This window comes from Halosegnis marinus (genome assembly GCF_029338355.1).
GTDB classification, from domain to species: domain Archaea; phylum Halobacteriota; class Halobacteria; order Halobacteriales; family Haloarculaceae; genus Halosegnis; species Halosegnis marinus.
Window position 1 is genome coordinate 2,456,908 of the sequence record NZ_CP119802.1, and the last position, 16,102, is coordinate 2,473,009.

At 70.9% G+C, this 16,102-nt stretch carries 14 protein-coding genes; 9 read left to right on the top strand and 5 right to left on the bottom strand.

Annotated features, from left to right (window positions below; translation table 11 throughout):
• Nucleotides 1-29 precede the first annotated feature (29 nt).
• Nucleotides 30-854: a M14 family metallopeptidase gene (locus P2T37_RS13690; protein ID WP_276234519.1), complete on the top strand. Its 825-nt coding sequence runs from the start codon at nucleotides 30-32 to the stop codon at nucleotides 852-854.
• On the opposite strand, the gene P2T37_RS13695 is transcribed toward P2T37_RS13690, so the two are convergent.
• The 4 genes from P2T37_RS13695 to P2T37_RS13710 are packed head-to-tail and all read right to left on the bottom strand — an operon-like array spanning nucleotide 851 to nucleotide 3,236.
• Nucleotides 851-1,519, bottom strand: coding sequence for a class I SAM-dependent methyltransferase (locus P2T37_RS13695; RefSeq protein ID WP_276234520.1), 669 nt, complete (start codon nucleotides 1,517-1,519; stop codon nucleotides 851-853). The genes P2T37_RS13690 and P2T37_RS13695 overlap by 4 nt on opposite strands.
• Nucleotides 1,520-1,568: 49 nt before the next feature.
• The gene (locus P2T37_RS13700) at nucleotides 1,569-2,336 is read right to left on the bottom strand and encodes an SDR family NAD(P)-dependent oxidoreductase (RefSeq protein ID WP_276234521.1); all 768 of its coding nucleotides are present in this window, start codon (nucleotides 2,334-2,336) and stop codon (nucleotides 1,569-1,571) included.
• 31 nt (nucleotides 2,337-2,367) lie between these two features.
• Complete coding sequence (locus P2T37_RS13705) at nucleotides 2,368-2,820, bottom strand: UPF0179 family protein (RefSeq protein ID WP_276234522.1); 453 nt, start codon at nucleotides 2,818-2,820, stop codon at nucleotides 2,368-2,370.
• A gap of 38 nt (nucleotides 2,821-2,858) precedes the next feature.
• Nucleotides 2,859-3,236: a DUF5820 family protein gene (locus P2T37_RS13710; protein WP_276234523.1), complete on the bottom strand. Its 378-nt coding sequence runs from the start codon at nucleotides 3,234-3,236 to the stop codon at nucleotides 2,859-2,861.
• Nucleotides 3,237-3,492: 256 nt separating this feature from the next.
• On the opposite strand from P2T37_RS13710, the gene P2T37_RS13715 reads away from it, so the two are divergent.
• From P2T37_RS13715 to P2T37_RS13750, 8 genes are read left to right on the top strand one after another with little or no spacing between them, the layout of a single operon-like run.
• Nucleotides 3,493-5,562, top strand: coding sequence for a PrkA family serine protein kinase (locus P2T37_RS13715; protein ID WP_276234524.1), 2,070 nt, complete (start codon nucleotides 3,493-3,495; stop codon nucleotides 5,560-5,562).
• On the top strand, nucleotides 5,559-7,844 hold the full coding sequence (locus tag P2T37_RS13720; protein ID WP_276234525.1) for a PrkA family serine protein kinase: 2,286 nt from the start codon (nucleotides 5,559-5,561) through the stop codon (nucleotides 7,842-7,844). The genes P2T37_RS13715 and P2T37_RS13720 overlap by 4 nt, the downstream gene beginning before the upstream one ends.
• Nucleotides 7,835-9,145 (top strand): YeaH/YhbH family protein, encoded by a 1,311-nt coding sequence (locus P2T37_RS13725; RefSeq protein ID WP_276234526.1) that lies wholly within the window; start codon nucleotides 7,835-7,837, stop codon nucleotides 9,143-9,145. Before P2T37_RS13720 ends, P2T37_RS13725 begins: the two co-directional genes overlap by 10 nt.
• Nucleotides 9,138-11,153, top strand: coding sequence for a SpoVR family protein (locus tag P2T37_RS13730; RefSeq protein WP_276234527.1), 2,016 nt, complete (start codon nucleotides 9,138-9,140; stop codon nucleotides 11,151-11,153). Before P2T37_RS13725 ends, P2T37_RS13730 begins: the two co-directional genes overlap by 8 nt.
• Before the next feature lie 43 nt (nucleotides 11,154-11,196).
• Nucleotides 11,197-11,736: a DUF7344 domain-containing protein gene (locus tag P2T37_RS13735; RefSeq protein WP_276234528.1), complete on the top strand. Its 540-nt coding sequence runs from the start codon at nucleotides 11,197-11,199 to the stop codon at nucleotides 11,734-11,736.
• A gap of 41 nt (nucleotides 11,737-11,777) precedes the next feature.
• On the top strand, nucleotides 11,778-12,152 hold the full coding sequence (locus tag P2T37_RS13740; RefSeq protein WP_276234529.1) for a secondary thiamine-phosphate synthase enzyme YjbQ: 375 nt from the start codon (nucleotides 11,778-11,780) through the stop codon (nucleotides 12,150-12,152).
• A 46-nt stretch (nucleotides 12,153-12,198) separates the two neighbouring features.
• A complete protein-coding gene (locus P2T37_RS13745; protein WP_276234530.1) occupies nucleotides 12,199-13,629 on the top strand; it encodes a DASH family cryptochrome in 1,431 nt (476 codons plus the stop codon).
• 40 nt (nucleotides 13,630-13,669) lie between these two features.
• Entirely contained in the window at nucleotides 13,670-14,113 is a 444-nt protein-coding gene (locus P2T37_RS13750) for a hypothetical protein (RefSeq protein ID WP_276234531.1), read from the top strand.
• 1 nt (nucleotide 14,114) lies between these two features.
• Here the strand turns inward: P2T37_RS13750 and P2T37_RS13755 are convergent, their stop codons facing one another.
• A complete protein-coding gene (locus P2T37_RS13755; RefSeq protein WP_276234532.1) occupies nucleotides 14,115-16,097 on the bottom strand; it encodes an AMP-dependent synthetase/ligase in 1,983 nt (660 codons plus the stop codon).
• Nucleotides 16,098-16,102: the final 5 nt, after the last annotated feature.

The window sequence follows — 16,102 nt, forward strand, 5'->3', positions numbered from 1 at the left end:
CATGTGCCCCCGCGTGATACGGGGTGTAGATGCGTGTCGAACAGTTGGGCGAGGGGGAGCCGGACCTCGCCATCGTCGGGAGCATCCACGGCGACGAGCCGTGCGGTGCGCGGGCGGTGGAGCGACTGCTCCTCGAGGCCCCCGACGTGAGCCGCCCGGTGAAGCTCGTCGTCGCCAACGAGGAGGCGCTCGAACGCAACGTCCGTTACGTCGAGGAGGACCTCAACCGCGCGTTCCCCGGCGCGCCCGACGCCGACACCCACGAGGGACGGTTGGCCCACGAGCTACTGGCCGAACTCCGCGGCTGTACCGTCCTCTCGATGCACTCCACGCAGTCGTACGACCGTCCCTTCGCGCTCTCGACGGACACGGACGCGCTGGCCCGCGCCGTCGTCCCCCACCTCGGCGTGGACGCGCTCGTCCAGACGGGCGAGTTCGCCGAGGGCCGGCTCATCGACTTCATCGACGTGGTCGAGGTCGAGTGCGGCTACCAGGGCTCCGACGAGGCCGCGGAGAACGCCTACCGGCTCTGCCGGGAGTTCCTCGGGGCCGTCGGTGCGCTCGGCGAAGCCTCGCCCGAGCGGACGGACATCCCCGTCTTCCGGCTCGAACGACAGCTCCCCAAGCCCGTCGGCGCGACGGAGTACGAGACGTACGCCGAGAACTTCGAGCGCGTCGCGGAGGGGGACCGCTACGCCCGCGCCGACGACGAGGAGTTCGTCGCGGAGCGGCCCTTCTACCCGATACTGCTGTCGGCGTACGGGTACGAGAACGTCTTCGGCTACGCCGGGTCGCTCGTCGGCCGGCTGGACGACCACGCCGAGGCGGACCCGGAGCCGACGCCCGAGCGCTAAACGACGAGCGTCGTCGTCGCGCCGGGCTGGAACTCGTAGTCCACCTCCCGGAGCGCCGGGTCGTGTCCCCGCTCGCGCAGGCGCGCCAGACACGGCTCCACGTACTCCGACCGCGTCCGGTCGAGCGACGCGAGCGGGAAGACGCGCGCCTCGTCCGCCACGCGGGCGAGTTCCGACAGCGCGTCGACGTGGAACTCCAGGGAGAGCCGGTCGTCGTAGAGGAACAGCAGGTTCGCCGACAGCGCCAGCCCGAACGCCCCGTCGCGGAAGGGGAGGGCCGGCAGGCCGGCGGCGACGTACGGCCCCGCCGGATAGTCGGCGAGGAAGCGCTCGTTCGCCCGCCGGAGGTAGTCGGCCCGGGTAGCGGGGTCGCCGTAGAAGTCCCAAACGAAGGCGTCGCGCTTCTCGCGGAGCTGTTCGGTGTTGCGGGCGCGGGCGTCGGCCGCTCGCTCCCGGAGGGTCGCGCGGTCGGCGGTGTACGCCGGGTCCGCGCCGACGGCCGCCACGCCGCACTCGCGCGCCTCCGCGACGAACGAGCCGACGCCGGAGCCGCAGTCGAGGACGGGGCCCGCGGGCGAGTCGAGGCCGAACATCGCGGCGTACTCGGCGTATGTGCGGCCGATGAGCAGGAACTCCTCCTCGACCTCGAAGGCGTCGTCGGTCACGGGGGGAGCGCGGGACGGGACCGTGAAAGGGGTTGGCCGGATATGTGACTCAGTACCACGTCCCGCCGGCGTCCACGCCGATCTCCTGTGCCGTGACGTGTCGCCCGTGCGGGCCCGCGAGGTAGGCGACCTGTTCGGCCACCTCCTCGGCCTCGACCACGTAGTCGGGGAGCGCGAAGTCGTCCGGGCCGATGGCGTACGGCTCGGCGTCCTCGACCTCCGCGAGCCGTTCCTGCTTGGCGACCACGTCCTCGATGCGGTCGCCCGCGACCGGCCCCGGGAGCACGGTGTTGACCGTCACGTCGTCGCGCCCGAGTTCGTACGCGAGCGTCCGGGTGAGTCCGATGAGCCCCATCTTCGAGACGGCGTAGGGGACTCGGTTGGGGTAGGGGAGCTTCCCCCCGATGGAGCCGATGTTGACGACGCTCCCGCGCTCGCTCGCGCGCAGGTGGTCCGCGGCGTGTTTCGCACACGTCGCGGCGCCGGTGACGTTCACGGCCACGGTCTCCTGGATGTCGCTCGGGTCGAGGCGGTCGAACGGTTGCGTGGGGCCGGCGACGCCGGCGTTGTTCACGAGACAGTCCAGCCCGCCGAAGGCGTCCACGGTGTCGGCTATCGCGGCAGCGACGCTGTCCTCGTCGGTCACGTCCGTACGGACGGCGATGCCGTCGTCGCCGAGTTCGGCGGCCGTCTCCTCGATGCCGTCGCCGCGGGCCGCACAGGCGACCGTCGCGCCGTGGTCCGCGAGCGTGTAGGCTATCTGTCGGCCGATGCCGCCGCTCGCGCCCGTGACGAAGGCGGTGGTTCCGTCGAGCATCGTCCCGAGCGCGCGGCCCGGAAGCAAAACTCTACTCCCCGTCGCCGGGGGCGAACTCCACGAGCGTCAGGTCGCGTTCCAGCATGCAGTAGTCGTGGGGCGGGTCGCCGAGCACCTCCTCGATGCGGTACTCGGCGTCGAAGTCGGCGCCCGCCGGCTCGCAGTACTCGTGGCTCGGACACTCGGTGTAGGGGCACGACCCGGCGAGCGACGCCGTGGAGCCGGCGTAGGCGGCGTTCGACGGGACGTTGGCCGTCATCCCCGCGGGCTCGACCTCGACGGCGCGCACGCCGTCGTCGTGGACGGCACACTCCAGCCGCTGGGTGTTGTCCCGGACGCCGGTGACGCGGTAGCGGTGCCCCTCCGCGAGGTTGAGACACTGCCCGCGGTAGGGGCACCCCTCGCAGGCGGCCGACTCACCCCCGTAGACGAACTCGACGCCCTCCTCCGCGAGGCGGGTGCCGATGAGCGTGACCTTCGACATGAACGGAGCGATGCGACGGGCGGCCGTAAACCCCGCGGCTACCGGCCCGTGAGTTCGTCCAGCCGCGCGAAGTACTCCTCGCGGGGGACCTGATACAGCCCCCGGTAGTCCACCTCGCCCGCGGCGAACGCGCGGGCCAGGTGGGTCGCGCCCGCGACGGCCGCCTCCCGGTCGGGGTACTCCCGCTCGTCGCCGCTCACCTCCGGTTCGAGGAAGAGGGTGACGTACCACGGCGTGTCGGGGTCGTCGTTCCGCTCGGCGCCCGGCCGGCGCGACCGCTTCCCCCGCGTGACGTACAGCGTCGGCAGACACGGCGGGGGGAACGCCCCGCCGTCGAACACGTCCGGCCGGTAGGCCCAGACGAGTTTCCGCTCGCCCTCGCTCCAGCGCGTCCACCCCTCGGGCAGGTCGGTCATACCGGCGGTCGGGCGCGAGGCCGCTTCAGACCCGCGGTTCCGGGCGGGGGAAGTCGGGGGAAAACCGGGACAAGGGTTATGTTAACGCGACTCATGGTATTAGTTACTGTCGGAACGGGAAAGCCCGACCGACGCCGCCGACCTCCCCGCTATCGACCCGTCCGCACAGCGACGGGTGTACCGGGCGCGCCGGGGGGTTCCCCCTCGGCGCGCGTCGCGGGACTCGGCGACGACGCCGGCCACGCCGGCTGATAGCATGACCGACATGGAAACACTGCAGACGCTCTCCGAGGAGTACCGGGACACGATACCGACGGACCTGCGGGAGGCCCGCCCGTTCGACTGGTACTTGGAGGAGTGTTACGCCGACCCCCGAATCGCCCGCAACGCCCACCAGCGCGTCGCGGATATGTTCGACTTCTACGGCACCGACTACGACGAGGAGTCCGGTGTCGTCGAGTACCACCTCGCGAGCGAGGACCCCCTCGACGACGGGGAGAACGTCTTCTACGGCCGGGAGGTCCACGCCTCGATACACGAGTTCGTCAACAAGGTGAAGTCCGGCGCCCGCGGACTCGGCCCCGAGAAGCGCATCAAGCTCCTGCTCGGGCCGGTCGGCTCGGGCAAGTCCGACTTCGACCGGCGGGTCCGCCGCTACTTCGAGGACTACACCGCCCGCGACGCGGGGCGGATGTACACCTTCCGGTGGACGAACCTCCGCGACGTGCTCCGCGACCAGGACCCCGAGGACGACACCGTCCGGTCGCCGATGAACCAGGACCCGCTCGTCCTGCTGCCCCAGCGGCAACGGGACCGCGTCATCGCGGACCTGAACGAGCGGCTCGACGCGCCGTACACGGTGCGCAACGACCAGGCGCTCGACCCCGCCTCGGAGTTCTACATGGACGCGCTGCTCGACCACTACGACGACGACCTCGCGGCCGTCCTGGAGACCCACGTCGAGGTGGTGCGGCTGGTCGCCGACGAGAACAAGCGCCGCGCCGTCGAGACGTTCGAGCCGAAGGACAAGAAGAACCAGGACGAGACGGAGCTGACGGGCACGGTCAACTACTCGAAGCTCGCGGTGTACGGCGAGTCCGACCCGCGCGCGTTCGACTACTCCGGCGCGTTCTGTAACGCGAACCGCGGGCTGTTCTCCGGCGAGGAGCTGTTGAAGCTCCAGCGGGAGTTCCTCTACGACTTCCTGCACGCCTCCCAGGAGCAGACCATCAAGCCGAAGAACAACCCCCGAATCGACATCGACCAGGTCATCGTCGGCCGGACGAACATGCCCGAGTACCGGGACAAGAAGGGCGACGAGAAGATGGAGGCGTTCAACGACCGGACGAAGCGCATCGACTTCCCGTACGTCCTCCAGTACGAGGCCGAGGCCGAGATATACGGGAAGATGCTGCGCAACGCCGACGTGCCGGACATCAACGTCGAGCCGCACACCCTGGAGATGGCGGGGCTGTTCGGCGTCCTCACGCGCATCACCGAGCCGGACGGCGGCGAGGTGTCGCTGCTCGGGAAGGCGAAGGCGTACAACGGCGGGAGCGACGAGGCCGAGGAGGTCGACGTGCGGAAGCTCCGCGACGAGGCCGCCGAGGCGACCGACATCGGCGAGGGGATGGAGGGCGTCTCGCCCCGGTTCATCGGCGACGAGATCGCCGAGGCCATCATGGACTCGATGCACCGCGGCCGGGACTTCCTCTCGCCGCTGACGACGTTCAACCACCTGGAGGGGAACCTGGAGAACCACGGCTCCATCCCGCAGGAGAACTTCGAGCGCTACCACCGGTACCTCGAACTCGTCCGCGAGGAGTACAGGGAGCGCGCCATCGAGGACGTGCGCCACGCCCTCGCGTACGACGTGGACGAGATACGCCGGCAGGGCGAGAAGTACATGGACCACGTGATGGCGTACATCGACGACGACACCGTCGAGGACTCCATCACGGGCCGCGAGCAGGAACCGGACGAGAAGTTCCTCCGCGACGTGGAGGGCCACCTCGAAGTGCCGGAGGACCGGAAGGACGACTTCCGCCAGGAGGTCGCCAACTGGGTCAGCCGGCGCGCCCGCGAGGGCTCGTCGTTCGACCCGCATGACAACGACCGCCTGCGCCGCGCGCTCGAACGCAAGCTGTGGGAGGACAAGAAGCACAACATCAACTTCTCCGCGCTGGTGTCGAGCGGCGACATGGACGACGACGAGCGGAGCGCGTGGATCGCCGCGCTGACCGAGCAGGGCTACTCCGAGGCCGGGGCCCGCGAGGTGCTGGAGTTCGCCGGCGCGGAGGTCGCCCGCTCCGAGATGGAAGGATGACGCGCGGGAGCGACTACCTCGCGGCCGCGGACGACGCGCTCCGCGAGACGTACGAGCCGCCGATGGGCCTCGCGGAGTACCTCGACTACGTCGTCGAGCACCCGACGACCGCGGCCCACGCCTCGAAGTACCTGCTCGACGCCATCGAGGCGCCCGGGACCCGGACCGTGGTCGAGGAGGGCGAGGAGCGCGAGCGCTACCGCTTCTTCGACGACCCGTACAACGACGGGGAACACGCCGTCCTCGGCAACACGGCGACGCTCAACGACTTCGTGGCCGACCTCCGGGCCATCGCCGCCGGCCGCGGCAAGGAGGAGAAGATCGTCTGGCTCGACGGGCCGACGGCGACGGGGAAGTCGGAGCTGAAACGGTGTCTCGTCAACGGCCTGCGCGCCTACTCCAAGACCGAGGCGGGCCGCCGCTACACCCTCACCTGGAACGTCCGGGGCGAGGCGTCCTCGCCGGGGATGACCTACGGCGACGCCGCCGAACCCGCGGAGGACGACTGGTACCGCTCGCCGGTGCAGGCCCACCCGCTCGCCGTCCTCCCCGACGCCGTCCGCGACGAGGTGCTCGCGGACGTGAACGCGGAACTTGACGACCACATCCCGGTGCGGGTGCCCGCGCGGCTGGACCCCTTCTCCCGGGAGGCGTACGACCACCTCGCGGAGCAGTACCGCCGGCAGGGCCGCGAGGACCTGTTCTCGGCGGTCGCCGACCCCCAGCACCTCCGCGTCGAGAACTACGTCGCGGACCTCGGGCAGGGTATCGGCGTGCTCCACGCCGAGGACGACGGCACGCCGAAGGAACGGCTGGTCGGCTCGTGGATGCCCGGGATGGTGCAGGCGCTCGACTCCCGGGGCCGGAAGAACCCGCAGGCGTTCAGCTACGACGGCGTCCTCTCGCAGGGGAACGGTCTGCTGACGGTCGTGGAGGACGCGGCCCAGCACGCCGACCTGCTCTCGAAGCTCCTGAACGTCCCCGACGAGGGGAGCGTGAAACTGGACAAGGGCATCGGGATGGAGGTGGACACGCAGATGCTCGTCATCTCGAACCCGGACCTCGGCGCGCGGCTGAACGAACACGCCGCCGCCGGCGAGTCCGACCCGCTGAAGGCGCTCAAGCGCCGGCTGGAGCGCCACGAGTTCGGCTACCTCACGAACCGCTCGCTGGAAGCCGAACTCGTCCGCCGGGAGCTCACCGACGAGACGGCGGTGTGGACCGCGGAGGAGGGCCTCGACCCGGACGACCGGGCGCGCGAACCGCTCCGCGTCCGGGTGCGCGTCGGCACCGGGACCGAGGTGCGCGACCGGGAGTTCGCCCCCCACGCCATCGAGGCCGCGGCGCTGTACGCCGTCGTGACCCGGCTTGACGCCGACGACCTGCCGGGCGACCTCGACCTCGTGGAGAAGGCGCTGCTGTTCGACCGCGGCTACCTCCAGGACGGCGACGAGCGGCTGACGACCGACGACTTCGCGTTCGCCGACGACGCGACCGACGGCGAGCGCGGCATCCCCGTCACGTTCACCCGGGACGTGCTCGCCGAACTGCTCGCGGAGCCGTCCGACAGGAGCCACGCGACGCTCCCGGTCGAGGACGTGATAACGCCCGGCGACGCCGTCTCGGCGATGGCCGACCGGCTGGCCGACGCGCCCGTGTTCTCGACGGGCGAGCGGCGCGACTACGGCGAGCGCGCGACGCTCGTCCACCGCTACGTCCGCGAGCGCGAGGAGGCCGACGTGCTCGACGCCCTGTTGCGCGACGACCGCCCCGACCCCGGGACGGTCGCGGAGTACGTCGAGGGCGTCCACGCGTGGGCCGAGGGCGAGCAGGTCGTCAACGCCCGCGGCGAGCGCGTCGACCCCGACCCGCTCGCGCTGAAGGTGTTCGAGACGGAGTCGCTCGGCCGGTTCGGCGAGGAGGACTACGCCGGCACCGCCCCCTCGACGGCCGTCGAGCGCTTCCGCCGCGAGCAGGTCGTCACGGCGATGAACCGCCACGCGTGGCGCAACCGCGACGAGCGGTACCGCGCCGCGGAACTCGCCTTCGAGGAGATACCCGCGCTCCGGGCCGTCCTCGAACGGAACGACTGGGACGACGTGGCGCGGCTGTACGACGAGTTCGAGCCCGCACAGTGGCCCGACCCGCCGGAGGGAACCGTCACCGCGCGGCTGAAGCGCGAGACGATAGCGAACATGGTGGAGCTGTTCGACTACAGCGAGGCGTCGGCCGAACTGGCGAGCCGGCGCGTCCTCGCGGAGGTGCGCGACCGATGGGACTGAGGGAGGACCTCGAACGGTTCCGCGAGGTGGGCGAGGCCCGCCGGCAGGACCTCGCCGACTTCATCCAGCACGGCGACCTCGGGGCGTCGCGCCCCGACCGCGTGCGCGTCCCCATCAAGATAATCGACCTCCCGGAGTTCGCCTACGACGAGCGCGACGCGGGCGGCGTCGGGCAGGCGGACGGCGACGTGGAGCCGGGCGACAAGGTCGGCGACCCCGAACCCGGCGACGGCGAGGACGGCGACCCCGGCGAGGAGGGGGCCGACCACGACTACTACGAGATGGACCCCGAGGAGTTCGCCCGCGAACTCGACGAGGCGCTCGGCCTCGACCTCGACCCCAAGGGGAAGGAGGTCGTCACGGAGAAGGAGGGCGAGTACACCGACGTGCGCCGGTCGGGCCCGGCCAGCACGCTCGACTTCGACCGGCTGTTCAAGTCCGGGCTGAAGCGGAAGCTCGCCACCGACTTCGACGAGGACTACGTCCGCGAGGCGCTGCGGGTCCGCGGCTGGGGGCCGAGCCGCGTCTTCGAGTGGGCGCGCGAGTCCCGGATACCCGTCTCGCGGGTCTGGCTCGCGGACGCCTACGAGTCGATACCCGACGACGAGCGCGGCCGGTGGGAGAGCATCGAGGAGATGGAGGCGAACGTCGAGGGCGAGCCGACCGCCGTGCGGCTCCGGCGCGAGGGCGTGAAGGACGTCCCGCTCCGGCGCGAGGACGAGCGCTACCGCCACCCCGAGACGGTCGAGGAGCGGGAGACGAACGTCGTCGTCGTGAACATCCGCGACGTGTCCGGGTCGATGCGCGAGACGAAGCGCGAACTGGTCGAGCGCACCTTCACCCCGCTGGACTGGTATCTCACCGGGAAGTACGACCGCGCGGAGTTCGTCTACATCGCCCACGACGCGGAGGCGTGGGAGGTCGAGCGCGAGGAGTTCTTCGGCATCCGGTCGGGCGGGGGCACCCGCATCTCCTCGGCGTACGACCTCGCCGCGACGGTCCTCGAGGAGCGCTACCCGTGGGCCGACTGGAACCGCTACGTGTTCGCGGCCGGCGACTCGGAGAACTCCTCGAACGACACCGCGGGGCGCGTCATCCCGCTGATGGAGGAGATAGACGCGAACCGCCACGCGTACGTCGAGACGCAGCCGTCGGGGACGGCCATCAACGCCACCCACGCCGAGGAGGTGGAGCGCCACTTCGCCGGCGACGACGGCGTCGCGGTGGCGTACGTCTCGGACGCCGACGACGTGGTCGAGGCCATCAGAACCGTGCTGACGACGGAGGAGGACGATGACTGACACGACCCGATTCGCCAAGCGCCGCATCGCCGACGACCTCGAACCGCACGTCCGGGCCGCCGGACAGCTAGCGCGGAAACTGGGGCTCGACCCCTATCCGGTGAACTACTGGATCGTGGACCACGACGAGATGAACGAACTCATCGCCTACGAGGGGTTCCAGGAGCGGTACCCTCACTGGCGGTGGGGGATGAACTACGACCGCCAGCGCAAGCAGCGGCAGTTCCTCGGCGGGAAGGCGTTCGAGATAGTGAACAACGATGACCCGAGCCACGCGTTCCTCCAGGAGTCGAACGCGCTGGCCGACCAGAAGGCCGTCATCACCCACGTCGAGGCGCACGCCGACTTCTTCCGCAACAACGAGTGGTTCCGGCTGTTCGTGGACGGGGGCGACGACGCGACGCCCCGCGGCGAGCGGGGCGGCCCCGACGCCGCGGCGATGCTCGCGCGCCACGCCGAGACGGTCCGCGAGTACGTCGCCGACCCCGACATCGACCGGGAGGCGGTCGAGGCGTGGATAGACCACGTCGCCTGTCTCGACGGCTGCATCGACCAGCACCGGCCGTTCCGGCCGACCGACGCGTGGGAGCGCGAGGCGCCCGAACCGGAGGACCCCGACGAGACGCTCGCCGAACTCGACATCTCCGAGGAGGTCCGCGACGAGGTGTTCGACGACGCGTGGTTCGAGGCCCGCGAGGCGAGCGACGAGGGGCCGCTGGCCGAGAAGGACCTGCTGGCCTACCTCGCCGTCCATGGCCGCGCCTACGACGAGGAGTCGGGCAAGGCCGTCGCGTACGAGGAGTGGCAGCGCGAACTGCTCGAACTGCTCCGTCGGGAGGCGTACTACTTCGCGCCCCAGCGGATGACGAAGGTGATGAACGAGGGGTGGGCCGCCTACTGGGAGTCGCTCATGATGACCGGCGAGAACTTCGCGGCCGACGAGGAGTTCGTCGCCTACGCCGACCACATGGCCCGCGTCCTCGGCTCGCCCGGCCTCAACCCCTACGCGCTCGGCCTCGAACTGTGGACCTACGTCGAGAACCGCGCGAACCGCGAGGCCGTCCTCGAAGCCCTGCTGCGCGTGGACGGCGTCACCCCCGAGACGTTCCGCGACCGCGTGGACCTCGACGCGGTCCTCGCCGGGCTCGAACCCGACCCCGAACTCGCGGACGTGCCGGGGCACCTCGACGCGCTGGACCCCGACGACCCCCGCGTCGACGCCGACGGCCTCGCGGCGGCCCGCGCCGGCGAGTTCGACCCCGAGCGGTACCCGTGGCGGGTGCTCACCCGCGCGGGGCTCGTCGAGCGCCACTACTCGCTCGTCCAGCCGGCGAACCGCGGCTTCCTGAAGCGGGCGGGTCGCGACGACCTCGACCGGATATCGCGCTACCTGTTCGAGACCGACCGCTACGCGACCGTCGAGGAGGCCGTCGCGGCGGTGGACCGCGGCGCCGGCTGGGACCGGCTGTTCGAGGTCCGCGAGAGCCACAACGACGTGACGTTCCTCGACGAGTTCCTCACCCCGGAGTTCGTCGCGGCGGGCGGCTACTTCGCCTACGAGTACAGCGAGCGCCACGGCGACTACCGCGCGACCGCCACGGACGCGGCGGCGGTGAAGCGGAAGCTCCTGCTCCGGTTCACGAACTTCGGGAAGCCGACGGTGACGGTCCACGACGGCAACTTCGGCAACCGGAACGAACTGCTGCTCGCCCACCACTACAACGGCGTCGCGCTCGACGTGCCGCGGGCGAAGCGCGTCCTCGAACGCGTGTTCCGGCTGTGGGGCCGCCCGGTTCAGCTGCTCACCGTCGTGAAGGAGGTGGACGACCACGACGTGGAGGTGGCCCGGCGGCGCGGCCGCGAGCCCGAGCCGGAGGAGGTCGGCGTCCGGTTCCGCTACGACGGGGAGCGGTTCGAGCGGACGGAGGTGCCGCGCTCGGAGTGGGCGCCGCTCGCGTCGCCGACGGTCGGGTACGACACCACCCCCGACGAGTGGCGGCGCCGCTGACCGCCGCGACAGCTTCAAGAGCCGGGGGGCGGAACCGCCGAGCGTGGCAACGCAGTCCTCCGATTCCGAGCTGGCGGCCACGGAGATACACGACGTCCTCCGCAACGACCGCCGGCGGCTCGCCCTGAAGTGCCTCCAGGACGCCGAAGCGGGCGGACTGACCGTCCGTGAGCTCTCCGAACGAGTGGCGACGATGGAGACGGGCGAGGAGCCCGCCCCGCGCGACAAGCGCCAGTCGGTGTACGTCTCGCTCCACCAGACGCACCTCCCGAAACTCGACCGGCTGGGCATCGTCGGCTACGACGACGCCGACAAGACCGTCGCGCTGGCCGAGCGCGCCCCGGAGGTGACCGTGTACATGGAGGTCGTCCCGCGCTACGGGCTCTCGTGGGCGGAGTACTACCTCGGCGTCGGACTGCTCGGCGCGCTGGCGACGGTGGCCGTCCTCATCGGCGTGCCGGGCATCTCGCGGCTCGGCCTCGTCGCCGTCGCCGGCGGCTTCTTCGCGCTCGTGACCGGGTCGGCCGCCTACCAGATAGCGACCCAGCAGGACGGCTCGGTGTTCCGGCGCTTCCGCGGCTGAGCCGGGTACGCTTTTACCCCGCGGCGGCGTCGCTCCGGACGATGCGCTTCGAGGTCGAGACCGAATCACCCGTCGATACCGTCGACGTGACCGACAGGGTCGCCGGGGGCATCCCCCGCGGCCGCAACGGCACCGTCACCGTCTTCTGCCGACACACCACCGCCGGCGTCGTCGTCAACGAGGCCGAGCCGCGACTGCTCGCCGACATCGAGTCGTTCGCCGACGCGCTCGCGCCCGGCGCCGGGTGGAGCCACGACGAGATCGACGACAACGCGGACGCCCATCTGAAGTCGATGCTGCTCGGGCGCTCGGTGACGCTCCCCGTGATGGACGGCGCGCTCGACCTCGGCACCTACCAGTCCGTGCTCCTCGTGGACTGCGACGGGCCGCGGGTTCGCTCGCTCGACGTGGTGTAGTTTCCCCTTCCCGTACCGCTTTTCGGCCGGCGCGCGTTGACCGGCCATGGACACCGCAGTCGTCTGGTTCCGCCGGGACCTCCGCCTCCACGACAACGAGACGCTCGTCCGCGCGCTCGCCGACGCCGACGAGGTCGTTCCGCTGTACGTCTTCGACCCCGACGAGTACGCCGACTCGCGGTACGTCGAGGAGCCCAAGACCGGCCCCTACCGGGCGCGGTTCGTCCGCGAGAGCGTCGCGGACCTCCGGGCGAACCTCCGGGCGCGCGGCGGCGACCTGCTCGTCCGTCACGGCGACCCGCGCGAGGTCGTCCCCGCCGTCGCGAGCGAGTACGACGCCGACGCCGCCTACGCCCAGACGATGCCGGCGACCGAGGAACTGACCGTCGAGAACGGGACGAAGGCCGCGCTCGCGGAGGACGGCGTCCCCCTCGAACGGTTCTGGACGCACACGCTGTACCACGTCAACGACCTCCCGACCCCCGTAGACGACATCGCGGACACGTACACGCCGTGGCGCAAGGAGGTGGAGAACGGCGCCGAGGTGCGCGAGACATTCGAGACGCCCCCGAGCGTCCCGACCCCGGAGTTCGACCCCGGCGACCTCCCGTCGCTCGACGACCTCGGCATCGAGGGACGCGACGTGGACGACCGCGCGGCCATCGACTTCCGTGGCGGCGAGTCGGCGGGTCGCGAGCGGCTCCAGGCGTACGTCTGGGAGGCGGACCGCCTGCGACGGTACAAGGAGACGCGCAACGGCCTGCTCGGCCCGGACTTCTCCTCGAAGCTCTCCGCGTGGCTCTCGCAGGGCTGTCTCTCGCCGCGGTACGTGAGCGAGGAGGTGGACCGCTACGAGGCCGAGCGCGTCGCCAACGACTCGACGTACTGGCTCGTCTTCGAACTCCTGTGGCGCGACTTCTTCCAGTTCCAGTTCATCAAACACGGCGGCGACTTCTTCGGCGAGCAGGGCATCCGCGGGAGCGCCGCGGGCAAGGAGTGGCGGCGCGACGGGGCCGCCTTCGAGCGATGGGCCGCGGGCGAGACGGGCGTCCCGTTCGTGGACGCGAACATGCGGGAACTGAACGAGACCGGGTACATGAGCAATCGGGGCCGACAGAACGTCGCCTCGTTCCTCGCGGACGTGCTCGGCATCGACTGGCGGCGGGGGGCCGCGTACTTCGAGTCGCGGCTCACGGACTACGACGTCTGCTCGAACTGGGGGAACTGGGCGTACCAGGCGGGCGTCGGCAACGACTCGCGGGACAACTACTTCAACGTCCTCTCGCAGGCCGAGCGGTACGACTCGAACGCGGAGTACGTGACCCACTGGCTCCCGGAACTCGACGGCCTCCCGCCGGAGTTCGCCCACCGGCCGTGGCGGATGGACGAGGGGACGCAAGCGGAGTACGGCGTCCAGCTCGGGCTCGACTACCCCGCGCCGATGCTCGACGTGGAGGAGTGGTACCGGATGCACTGACCCCCTGAAGAGCTATACGGGCGGGGGAGTCACCGTGTGCATGGCTCTCGCCCTCGGCCTGCGGACCGCGCTCCTCGGCGCACGCCGCCCCCGCGACCACGTCGGTGCGGTCGGACTCCTCGCGATCGCGGCCTTCGTCGCCTCGCTCGGCGGCTACCTCGCGCGGCTATACGAGCCGACGGGCGGCGTCCTCCTCGTGCCGTTCTGGGCCGCGGTCGTCGCCGTCGCCGGCGGGGCGGTCGCGGGGCTCGCCCGGACGGGGCTCCCGAGCGCGGTCCTGTTCGCCGTCGCCGCGATGCTCGGGTTCGGCGTGGACGACGCGTTCCTCGACGGGGGGACGGTCGTCGAGGGACTGACGTACCTCCTCCGGCCGAACGTGGTCGGCGCGCTCGGCGTCCTCGCGGCGCTGTTCGGGGGTGTCGGGTTCATTTTCGGAACGACAGTGTGGGGCGCGGGAGAAGTCGGGCGGCGAGCGGTCGCGTGACCTACTCGTCGTCGCGGCCGTATATCTCCTCGACCTTGTGCTCGTAGCGGTCGAGGACGTTCCGGCGCTTGATCTTCATCGACGGGGTGAGCAGGTCGTTGTCCGGCGTCCACTCCGTGCCGACGACGCGGAACTCCTTGATGCGCTCGTGCTTGGCGAGGTCGGCGTTGACCGCGTCCACCTCCTCGCGTATCCACTCGACGACGCGCTCGTCGGTTGCCAGTTCCTCGGGGTCGTCGGGCAGGTCGAGGTCGTTGCGCTCGGCCCACCGGGCCATCGCCTCCATGTCGGGGACGAACAGCGCCGAGATGAACTTCTCGTTGTCGCCGAGCACCATCGCCTGCGCGATGCGCTCGCTGGTGGCGAACTCGTCCTCGATGGGGCCGGGCGCGACGTTCTTCCCGGTGTCGAGCACGAGCACCTGCTTGAGGCGGTCGTGGTAGACGAGGTAGCCGTCGTCCGTCGCCTCGATGATGTCGCCCGTGCGGAACCACGGGTCGCCGCCGTCGTCGGCCTCGGTGAACGAACTCTCCGTCGCGTCCGGCCGGTTCCAGTAGCCGTCGGTGACGTTCGGGCCGCGGAGCAGGAGTTCGCCGATGTCGCCGGTCGCCTTCTCCATCTGGTCGGCCGAGACGACGCTCGCGTCGAGCTTCCCCTCCATGCCGACCATCAGCGGGCCGAGCGTGCCGGGGCGGAGGTCCTCCGGCGGGTTCGTCGTGGCGACCGGCGAGGTCTCCGTGAGGCCGTACCCCTCGTGGATGGGGAGGCCCATCCCCTCGAACAGCTCCGCGAGCCGCTGGGAGAGCGAGCCGCCGCCCGAGGTGAACATCTCGATGTTGCCGCCCATCGACTCCTTCACGGTGGAGTAGACGAGGCGGTCGGCGACGGCGTGCTTCGCGCGCAGGACGGCCCCCGGGCGCTCCGTGCGCGACCACTCGCGGGCGACGCCGACGGCCCACTCGAAGATGGACTCGCTCACCGAGGAGCCGCTGGCCTGCTCGCGCATCGACGCGAAGATGCGCTCGTACACCCGCGGGACGGAGTTCGCGGAGGTGGGGCCGACCGCCTCGATGTCCTCCGCGACGGTGTCGGTCGACTCGGCGTACGCGACGGTGACGCCGGACGCGAACATCACGAAGTGGCCGGAGGTGCGCTCGTACACGTGGGCGAGCGGGAGGAAGGAGAGCACGCGGGAGTCCGTGTCGAGCGTGGGAACGTCGGGGCCGCGGTCCGGGCGGGGGCCGAAGCGGCGGCGTACCTGGTTCACGTTCGAGCGGAAGTTCGCGTGCGTGAGCTGGACGCCCTTGGGGCGGCCCGTCGTCCCGGACGTGTAAATGAGCGAGGCGAGGTCGGCGGGGTCGATGGCGTCGACCCACTCGTCGACGGCGTCGGCGTCGTAGGCGTCGGCGCCGAGGTCGTACACGTCGGCGAGCGTGTACACGTCGTCGCGGTCCTCGTACCCCTCGTACTCGTCGATGACGACGACGAACCCGAGGTCGAGGTCGTCCTCGACGGAGGCCACGGTGTCGAGCAGTTCCCCGTTCTCGCAGACGACGCCGGTCGCGCCGGGGTCGTCGAGGAGGTACTCGACCTGCTCCGCCGACGACTCGGTGTACACCGTCGTGACGGTCGCGCCCGCGGTCAGGAGCGCGAGGTCGGACTGGGCCCACTCCATTCGCGTGTCGGCGTAGATGCCGACGCGGTCGCCGTGCTCGACGCCGAGTTCGCGGAAACCGGTCGCCAGCCGTCGGACGATGTCGCCCATCTCGTCGTAGGTGATGGAGCCCCACTCGCCGGCCGGCGGTTCCGGAACGACGTCGGGGGCGAGCGAACGGTCGTACACGCCGCTCTTGAACCACTGGGCGTCGAGCGAGCCGTTCCGGTCGACGCTGTCGAGGAACATCCGCGGCAGTACCGACTCCCCGATGACCTCGTCCTCGTGGCTCGCCTCCGCGCGGAACCACTCCGTATCTGTGGAAATCATTCGTT